Genomic DNA, 8,779 nt, shown 5'->3' on the forward strand with positions numbered 1-8,779 from the left:
CTCCTGAGGCGCCTCAGGAGGTGGCGCCTCAGGAGGTGGCGCGCTCCACCAGTTCGGTGGGCACCACGACCGGTGCCGGCGGCTGCCCGCCGTCCACGACGGCGAGCAGCATCCGCGCCAGCTCGCGCCCCATCGCCACGACCGGCTGGCGCACCGTGGTCAGCGGCGGCGTCGCCGCCCCGGCCAGCGGGGCGTCGTCGAAGCCGACGACGCGCACCCGCTCGGGCACCGCGACGCCCGCGGCGGCCAGCGCCTGCAGCGCGCCGGCGGCCATGAGGTCGTTGGCGGCGAACACCCCGTCGAGGTCCGGGTGGCGCGCCAGCAGCTCCTCGGTGGCCGCGCGGCCGCCGGCGACGGTGAAGTCGCCCGACACGGCCAGCCGCGGCGTGAAGCGGCGCCGGTGCGCGCGCAGCTCCTCGCGGAAGCCCTCCAGGCGGTCCTGGCCCACCCGCATGTCCATGGGGCCGGTGACCGTGACGACCCTGCGGCAGCCGCGCTCGATGAGGTGGCGGGTGGCGGTGCGCGCGCCGCCGGTGTTGTCGGCGGACACGTACGGCACGCTCGAGCCGTCCTCGAAGGGGCGCCCGGACATCACCACGGGGATGCCGGCGTCCAGCAGGTGCTGCGGCAGCGGGTCCGGGCCGTGCACCGAGACGAGGATGGCGCCGTCGACGTGGCCGCTGCGGGCGTAGCGCTCGAAGCGCTGGCGCTCGCGCTCGGTGGAGAGCACCACCAGCACCAGCTGCACCTCGCGCTCCGCGAGCTGGGCCTGCGCGCCGCTGAGCACGAGCGGGAAGTACGAGTCGGAGAAGAAGCGCTCGACGGGCTCGACGACGACCAGGGCCACGGAGCCGCTGCGCCGGGTCACCAGGGAGCGGGCCGCCTGGTTGGGCACGTAGGACAGCTCGGAGGCGGCGCGCAGGACGGCCTCGCGGGCGCCGGGGCTGACGCGGCCGTACCCGGCCAGGACGCGTCCGGCGGTGGCGCGGGAGACCCCGGCGCGGGCCGCGACGGACTCCAGGGTGGGCGCGCTGAGGCTGGGCACGGGTCAGCGGGTGCGGCGCGCCCCGCGCAGGCCGCGGACGCCGACGACCGCGATCGCCGTGCCCAGCACGAGGCTGACGACGACGAGCACGAGGTGGACGAGGAGGAACGGCTGCGGGCCGCCCTCGAAGGAGCGCGGGTCGCCCCAGACGTTCCTCAGGAAGTTCGGCCAGATGAACCAGCTCCACACCCCGAAGGCCACGAGGAACGCGCTGGTGCGTCGGGAGAGGACCACGGGAGGCATCTTCGCACTGCCGCGCGGTCGCGGGGGTCAGCGGTGCAGGACCGAGCGGGCGGCGCGGCGGGCGGCGACCACGGCCCCGGCGGCCAGGGTGCCCCAGGCGACGGCCGAGCCCACCTTCGCCGTGCGCGAGCGGTGCGCCTCCTCGGCGGGGTGGTCCGCCGGCAGCGGGCCCAGCGGCACCGTGTAGTTGGCGATCGTGCGCTCGGCCAGGGTGCCGGCGTCCTCGGCGACGGTGGCCGCCCAGGCGGCGGCCAGCAGCACCAGGCGCCCGATGAGGTTCATCAGCACCAGCAGCACCACGATGCTGGCGGCCGCGCCGAGGAAGGCGTTGCCCTGGGCGCTGTTGCGGGCGAAACCGGTGCCGAACTGCTTGAGCAGCCCGATGCCGACCCCGCCGAGCACGGCGCCGGAGAGCAGGTGGCGCAGCGGGACGTCGGCGCCGGGCAGCACGCGGAAGACCGCCAGGAACGTGCAGGTGTCGATGCAGAAGGCGACGACGAAGCCGGCGGCGGTGAGCAGCCAGCCGCCGGCGGTGGTGTCCCGCACCCCGGCCAGGCCCAGCAGCCACTCCCCCAGGCCGTTGGTGGCCACGACCGAGCCGACGCTGAGCGCCACGCCCAGGCCGATGACGACGAGCACCGACAGGTCGCGCAGCTTCAGCAGCGCGGGGTTGCCGCCGCCGGCGTCCTCGCCGAACACGGCCCGGATGCCCTGGCGCATCCCGTCGATCCAGCCCAGGCCGGTGAACAGCAGCGTGCCCAGGGACACCAGGAGGCTGACGGTGAGCGTGGTGCCGGTGAGGTAGTCGCCGATCCAGATGCCGCTGGCCTCCAGGCCCTCCGGCTTCGTGCCCGCGTGCACCAGGCCCGGCAGGTAGTCGTCGGCGCCCTCGACGAGGGCGTCCACCACGCCGTCGCGCACCTCGGGCACCCCGCGCATCGTGAAGCCGAGGACGGTCAGCCCCACCGCCAGCGCGGGGAAGATCGAGAAGAACGCGAAGTAGGCGATGCCGCCGGCCAGGACGTTGCCGCGCGCGGCGCCGTAGCGCTGGTAGGCCCGCCCCGGGTGGGTGGCGCCGAAGCGCGCCAGGAGCGCCTGGACCTGCTGGACGACGCCCACGGTGCCGCGACTCCTCTACGGTGCGGTGAAGCCGAAGTCCTCCCGTGGCCGCCAGACGCCGTCGGCACCGTGCTCGTAGAGGCTGAACCCCTTCACGGTGAAGGTCGCCTCCCAGTCGCGCAACACGAGCTCGGCGCGGTCCAGGGCGTCCTCGGGCACGTCGTGGGCGACGGTGACGTGCGGGTGGAACGGGAAGGACAGCTCGCGGGCCAGCGGCCCGCGGCGCACCTGGCTCTGCAGCAGCTCGCACTCGGAGATGCCGCGGGAGAGCTGCACGAACACCACCGGCGAGACCGGACGGAAGGTGGCGGTGCCGCGCAGGTGCACCACGAAGGGGGCGTGCAGCGCGGCGGTGCGGCGCAGGTGGGCGCGCACCTCCTCCAGGGCGCCGACGTGCAGCTCGCTGGGCGGCAGCAGCGTGATGTGCGGGGGCACCGCGTGCGCCAGGGGGTCGCCGAAGTCCGCGCGCCAGGCCGTCAGCTCCGCGGCGTGCGGGTCCGGGACGGGGATCGACACGCCGATGGTGCGGGTGCCGGCGCGCGCCGGGGTGCGCGAGCGGCCCAGCGCCCGCGCCCCCCCGCCGACGGCGCTCACCGCCTCCGGCCCACGAGCCCCACCCGCTCGTAGACGCGGGCGAGGGTCTCCTCGGCGATCGCGTTGGCGCGCTCGGCGCCGCGGGCCAGGACCTCGTCCAGCGCCCCGGGGTCGGCCACGAGCTCCTGCGCGCGGGCGCGCACGGGCGCCAGCGCGTCGGCGACGACCTCGGCGAGCTCCTTCTTCAGGTCGCCGTAGCCGCGGCCGGCGAAGTCGGCCTCCAGCTGGGCGGTGCTGCGCCCCGACAGCGCGGAGTGGATCGAGAGCAGGTTGGACACCCCGGGCTTGGCGGCCGGGTCGAAGCGCACCTCGCGGCCGGTGTCGGTGACGGCCGAGCGGATCTTCTTGGCGGTCACCTTCGGGTCGTCCATGACGTCGACGATGCCGCCGGGCGAGGAGGAGGACTTGCTCATCTTCGCCCCGGGGTCCTGCAGGTCGTAGATCTTGGCCGTCTCCTGGAGGATGTACGGCTCGGGCACGGTGAAGGTCTCGCCGTAGCGGCTGTTGAAGCGCTGGGCGAGGTCGCGGGTCAGCTCCAGGTGCTGGCGCTGGTCCTCGCCGACGGGGACCTCGGCGGCCTGGTACAGCAGGATGTCGGCGGCCATGAGCACCGGGTAGGTGAAGAGCCCGACGGTGGTGCCCTCCGCGCCCTGCTTGGCGGACTTGTCCTTGAACTGGGTCATGCGGCTGGCCTCGCCGAAGCCGGTCAGGCAGGACAGCACCCAGGCCAGCTCCGCGTGGGCGGGCACGTGGCTCTGCACGAACAGCGCCGAGCGCTCGGGGTCCACGCCCGCGGCGACGTACTGCGCGGCGGTGACGCGGGTGCGCTCGCGCAGCGCGGCCGGGTCCGGGCCGACGGTCAGGGCGTGCAGGTCGACGACGCAGTACAGCGCCTCGTGGGAGTCCTGCAGGGCCACCCACTGCTTCAGCGCGCCGAGGTAGTTGCCCAGGTGCAGCGAGCCGGAGGTCGGCTGCATCCCCGACAGCAGGCGCGGGCGCGCCCCCGTCCCCTGCGCTGGTGACTGCTCCATGCCCCCATCCTGCCAGCCGCGCGGCGGTTGACCGGCCGGGGGGCGAGCCCGCAGGCTGCGCCCGTGCGAGAGTGGATCACGGGACCGGGCCTGGCCTTCGGGGCCGACTACAACCCCGAGCAGTGGCCGCGGCAGGTGCGCGGCGAGGACGTGCGCCTGATGCGCGAGGCCGGCGTGACGCTGGTGTCGGTGGGGATCTTCGCGTGGGGCCTGCTGGAGCCCGAACCGGACCGCTTCGAGACCGGCTGGCTGGAGGAGGTCCTGGACGACCTGCACGCCGGCGGGGTCGGCGTGGACCTGGCCACCGCCACGGCCTCGCCGCCGGCGTGGCTCTCGCAGCGCTGGCCGGAGGTGCTGCCGGTGGACGCCGAGGGCCGCCGGGTGGTCTTCGGCTCCCGGCAGAGCTGGTGCCCCTCCTCGCCGGTGTACCGCGAGCGCTCCCTGCGCCTGGTGGAGGAGCTGGCGGGCCGCTTCGGGCAGCACCCGGCGCTGCGCATGTGGCACGTGAGCAACGAGCTGGGCTGCCACAACGCGCGCTGCTGCTGCGACGTCAGCGCCGCGGCCTTCCGCCGCTGGCTGCAGCAGCGCCACGGCGGCGTGGACGCCCTGAACGAGGCGTGGGCGACCGCCTTCTGGAGCCAGCACTACACCTCCTTCGAGCAGGTGCAGGCCCCCGGGCACCTGAGCACCTTCCCCAACCCCGCCCAGGCCCTGGACTTCGCCCGCTTCAGCTCCGACGAGCTGCTGGGCCAGCACCTGGCGGAGAAGGAGGTGCTGCGCCGGCTGACCCCGGACGTGCCGGTGACCACGAACTTCATGGTCTCCGCCGGCCTGGGCGCGATGGACTACGGCCGCTGGGCGCTGGAGCAGGACGTGGTCTCCAACGACCACTACCTGCTGCACACCGGCCCCACCGCGGTGGCCGACCCGCGCGCGGAGCTGGCCTTCTCCGCGGACCTGACCCGCGGGGCCGCGCGCGGGCCGTGGCTGCTCATGGAGCACTCCACCAGCGCGGTGAACTGGCAGCCGGTCAACCCCGCCAAGGCCCCCGGCGGGATGCTGCAGGACTCCCTGGCGCACGTGGCGCGCGGCGCGGACGGGGTGTGCTTCTTCCAGTGGCGGGCCTCCGCCGGCGGCGCCGAGCAGTGGCACTCGGCGATGGTGCCGCACGCCGGGGAGGACTCCGAGCGCTTCCGCGAGGTCGTGGAGCTGGGCGCGCTGCTGGGGCGGCTGGGCGACGTGCGCGGGGCGGCCGTGGAGGCCGACGTGGCGCTGCTGGTGGACTGGGTCAGCGCCTGGGCGATGGAGGCGCCCACCCTGCCCTCCGAGCGGGTGGGTCCCGTGGACGCCGCCCGCGCGGTGCACCGGCTGCTGCGCGCGGCGCAGGTGGGCGTGGACGTGGTGCCGGTGGGCGCGCACCCGCAGGACCTGGCGCAGGTGCTCTCGCGCTACCGCGTCGTGGTGGTGCCCACCCTGTACCTGTGCGACGACGCCACCGCCGCGGCTGTGCGGGCGGCGGCCGAGGGCGGCGCGCAGGTGCTGGTGACGTACTTCTCCGGCGTCGTCGACGAGCGGGCCCGGGTGCGCCTGGGCGGCTACCCCGGGGCCTTCCGCGACCTGCTGGGCGTGCGGGTGGAGGAGTTCCACCCGCTGCTGGAGGGCGTGGCGAGCGAGCTGGACGACGGCTCGGTGGGCGACGTGTGGTCGGAGCTGACGACCGTGGCCGAGGACGTGGAGGTGCTGGCCCGCCACGCCGACGGCGCGGTCGCCGGGTGCGCGGCGCTGACCCGGCGCGAGCTGCCCGGCGGGGGCGCCGCCTGGTACCTGGGCACCCTGCTGGACGACGAGGCGCTCTCGCGGCTGCTGGGCGAGGTGTGCGCGGCCGGCGGCGTGCAGCCGGTGGCGCCCGCCTCCGGCCCGGTGGACGTGCAGCGCCGCCGCCGCGCCGACGGCACCTCCTTCCTGTTCGCCCTCAACCACGGTGAGGAGCCCGCCACGGTGCGCGTCAGCGGCTTCGACGAGGTGGCCGGCGAGGAGGTCGACGGCCTGCTGGAGCTGGAGCCGGGCGCCAGCGCCGTGGTGCGCGAGCGCTGACGCGCACGGGACCCCCACCGCTCCCCCACGCGCCCCCGCGGCGGTTCGCCGCGGGGGCGCGCCGGGGCCGGTGGCAGGATGGTCGCGTGGTGCACCTGGGTCAGTCCTCGAAGCTCGCCGACGTCCTCTACGACGTGCGCGGACCCGCGCTGACGCGGGCCCAGGAGCTGGAGCAGGCCGGGCACCGGGTCCTGAAGCTCAACATCGGCAACCCCGCCCCGTTCGGGTTCGAGGCGCCGCCGGAGCTGCTGGAGGACATCATCGCCAACCTGCCGGTGGCGCAGGGCTACAGCGACAGCAAGGGCCTGCTGTCCGCGCGCCGGGCGGTGGTGCAGCACGCGGAGTCCAAGGGGATCACCGGCGTCGACGTCGACGGCGTCTACATGGGCAACGGCGTCAGCGAGCTCATCGTCATGGCGATGCAGGCCCTGCTGGACGAGGGCGACGAGGTCCTGGTGCCCGCGCCGGACTACCCGCTGTGGACGGCGGCGGTCAGCCTGGCCGGCGGGCGCGCGGTGCACTACCTGTGCGACGAGTCCGCGGACTGGATGCCGGACGTGGAGCACCTGCGCTCGAAGGTGTCCCCGCGCACCAAGGCCGTGGTGGTCATCAACCCCAACAACCCCACGGGCGCGGTGTACGGCACCGAGGTGCTGCAGGAGCTGCTGGGCGTGGCGCGCGAGCACGGCCTGCTCGTGCTGTCCGACGAGATCTACGAGAAGGTCCTCTACGACGGCGCCACGCACGTCTCCACGGCGGCGCTGGCGCCGGACCTGATGTGCCTGACGTTCAACGGGCTCTCCAAGGCGTACCGGGTCGCCGGTTTCCGCTCCGGCTGGATGGTCGTCTCCGGGCCGACCGGGCACGCCCGCGGCTACATCGAGGGCCTGGACCTGCTGGCGAACATGCGCCTGTGCGCGAACGTGCCCGCCCAGCACGCCGTGCAGGCCGCCCTGGGCGGGCACCAGTCCATCAACGACCTGGTGCTGCCCGGCGGGCGGCTGGCCGAGCAGGCCCGGCGCACGTGGGAGCTGCTCAACGAGATCCCCGGGGTGAGCTGCGTGCGCCCGCGCGGGGCGCTGTACTGCTTCCCGCGCCTGGACCCGGAGGTGCACCGGGTCGACGACGACTACCAGCTCATCCTGGACCTGCTGGAGCAGCAGCACGTGTTCGTGGTGCAGGGCACCGGTTTCAACTGGCCCAAGCCGGACCACTTCCGCATCGTCACGCTGCCGCGCGTGGAGGACCTGGAGGTGGCCGTGGGGCGCATCGCGGAGTTCCTGGCCGACCGCTCCCGCGGCTGAGGCCCGGCGCTGGCGGGGGGTGCGCGCGGCGGGCGCCCGCGGGCGATGATGGGCGCGTGCACCGACGCGCAGCGCTCGCGCTGGCCGCCGCGCTCCTGGCCGCCGCGGCGGGGGGCTCGTGCTCGGGGCGCGCGTGCCCCGGCCAGGGCGCGGACCCGGGCGTCTCCTTCGACCTGAGCCTGCTGCCCGCGACGAACCCGCGGCCGTGGGAGGTCACCGCCTGCGTGGACGGGGTCTGCTCGCGACGGGCGCTGACGGAGGGGGAGGCGGCGCAGGTGTTCGTCCAGCACGACGGGCTGGGCGGCCAGCCGGTGGGCGTCGACCTGGAGGTCCACGACGCGGCCGGGGTGGTGGTGGTCGACGCGCACGCGCGGGTGGCACCGCGTCAGTGGGCGGTGAACGGCGAGGGCTGCGAGCCGGTGGTGCGCCGGGCGTGGACGGCCGTGGACCCCTCGGGCTCCCTGACCGAGCAGCCCCTGTGAGCGCGCTCTCACGCGCCGGCGCCTAGGCTGACCGCATGGCAGCCAGCGTCCCCCAGCTCACCTTCAACAACGGCGTGACCGTCCCGCAGCTCGGCTTCGGCGTGTGGCAGGTCGGCGACGACGAGGTCGTCCCGGCCGTCGAGACCGCGCTGGAGGCGGGGTACCGCCACATCGACACCGCCGCCATCTACGGCAACGAGGCGGGCGTGGGCCGCGCGATCGCGGCCTCCGGCATCGCCCGCGAGGAGCTGTTCGTCACCACCAAGCTGTGGAACGCCGAGCAGGGCTACGACTCCACGCTGCGCGCCTTCGACGCCAGCCTGGCCGAGCTGGGCCTGGACGCGGTCGACCTGTACCTCATCCACTGGCCGGTGCCGGCCGCCGGCGCCTACGTGGACACCTACAGGGCGTTCGAGAAGATCTACGCCGACGGGCGCGCCCGCGCGATCGGCGTCTCCAACTTCCAGCCGCACCACCTGGCGAACCTGATGGGCGAGACGAGCGTCGTCCCGGCCGTCAACCAGGTCGAGCTGCACCCCTTCTTCCAGCAGGCCGAGCTGCGCGCCGTCGACGCCCAGCACCAGATCGTCACCGAGGCGTACAGCCCGCTGTCCTCCGGCAAGGGCGTCATCGACGACCCGGCCATCACCGCGCTGGCGCAGGCCCACGGCAAGACCCCCGCCCAGGTGGTGCTGCGCTGGCACGTGCAGCTGGGCAACCTGGTCATCCCGAAGTCGGTGACCCCCGAGCGCATCCGCGAGAACATCGACGTCTTCGACTTCGAGCTGTCCACCGCGGACATGGCCCAGATCGCCGGCCTGGACCGCGCCGACGGGCGCGTCGGCGGCGACGCGGACCAGATGAACG

General features: G+C 74.9%; 9 protein-coding genes. 4 read left to right on the top strand and 5 right to left on the bottom strand.

Annotated elements, in window-relative coordinates; translation table 11 throughout:
• Window positions 1-28: 28 nt before the first annotated feature.
• From GTR00_RS08630 to trpS, 5 genes are read right to left on the bottom strand one after another with little or no spacing between them, the layout of a single operon-like run.
• A complete protein-coding gene (locus tag GTR00_RS08630; protein WP_166611220.1) occupies window positions 29-1,045 on the bottom strand; it encodes a LacI family DNA-binding transcriptional regulator in 1,017 nt (338 codons plus the stop codon).
• 3 nt (window positions 1,046-1,048) lie between these two features.
• Window positions 1,049-1,288, bottom strand: a complete 240-nt coding sequence (locus GTR00_RS08635; RefSeq protein WP_205705378.1) for an SCO4848 family membrane protein — start codon at window positions 1,286-1,288, stop codon at window positions 1,049-1,051.
• A 27-nt stretch (window positions 1,289-1,315) separates the two neighbouring features.
• Entirely contained in the window at window positions 1,316-2,407 is a 1,092-nt protein-coding gene (locus tag GTR00_RS08640) for a YihY/virulence factor BrkB family protein (protein ID WP_166611222.1), read from the bottom strand.
• A 15-nt stretch (window positions 2,408-2,422) separates the two neighbouring features.
• Window positions 2,423-3,001 (bottom strand): 2'-5' RNA ligase family protein, encoded by a 579-nt coding sequence (locus GTR00_RS08645; RefSeq protein ID WP_166611223.1) that lies wholly within the window; start codon window positions 2,999-3,001, stop codon window positions 2,423-2,425.
• A complete protein-coding gene (gene trpS, locus GTR00_RS08650) occupies window positions 2,998-4,032 on the bottom strand; it encodes a tryptophan--tRNA ligase (RefSeq protein WP_166611224.1) in 1,035 nt (344 codons plus the stop codon). The genes GTR00_RS08645 and trpS overlap by 4 nt, the downstream gene beginning before the upstream one ends.
• A 63-nt stretch (window positions 4,033-4,095) precedes the next feature.
• Here trpS and GTR00_RS08655 point away from each other — a divergent pair, with 63 nt between their 5' ends.
• The 4 genes from GTR00_RS08655 to GTR00_RS08670 form a co-directional block, all read left to right on the top strand.
• Window positions 4,096-6,126 (top strand): beta-galactosidase, encoded by a 2,031-nt coding sequence (locus GTR00_RS08655; RefSeq protein ID WP_166611225.1) that lies wholly within the window; start codon window positions 4,096-4,098, stop codon window positions 6,124-6,126.
• Between the two features lie 89 nt (window positions 6,127-6,215).
• Window positions 6,216-7,430, top strand: a complete 1,215-nt coding sequence (locus GTR00_RS08660) for a pyridoxal phosphate-dependent aminotransferase (protein ID WP_407659663.1) — start codon at window positions 6,216-6,218, stop codon at window positions 7,428-7,430.
• A gap of 56 nt (window positions 7,431-7,486) precedes the next feature.
• The gene (locus tag GTR00_RS08665; RefSeq protein WP_166611227.1) at window positions 7,487-7,912 is read left to right on the top strand and encodes a hypothetical protein; all 426 of its coding nucleotides are present in this window, start codon (window positions 7,487-7,489) and stop codon (window positions 7,910-7,912) included.
• 35 nt (window positions 7,913-7,947) lie between these two features.
• Window positions 7,948-8,779 (top strand): aldo/keto reductase (locus GTR00_RS08670; protein ID WP_166611228.1); only part of this gene is annotated, 832 nt, incomplete at its 3' end.

This window comes from Kineococcus indalonis, from assembly GCF_009906395.1.
GTDB classification, from domain to species: Bacteria; Actinomycetota; Actinomycetes; order Actinomycetales; family Kineococcaceae; genus Kineococcus; species Kineococcus indalonis.

What these genes read in the sequence shown, in the direction of transcription:
- GTR00_RS08635 (WP_205705378.1), bottom strand. Translation starts at nt 1,288, where the DNA reads ATGCCTCCCGTGGTCCTCTCCCGACGCACCAGCGCGTTCCTCGTGGCC.
- trpS (WP_166611224.1), bottom strand. Translation starts at nt 4,032, where the DNA reads ATGGAGCAGTCACCAGCGCAGGGGACGGGGGCGCGCCCGCGCCTGCTG.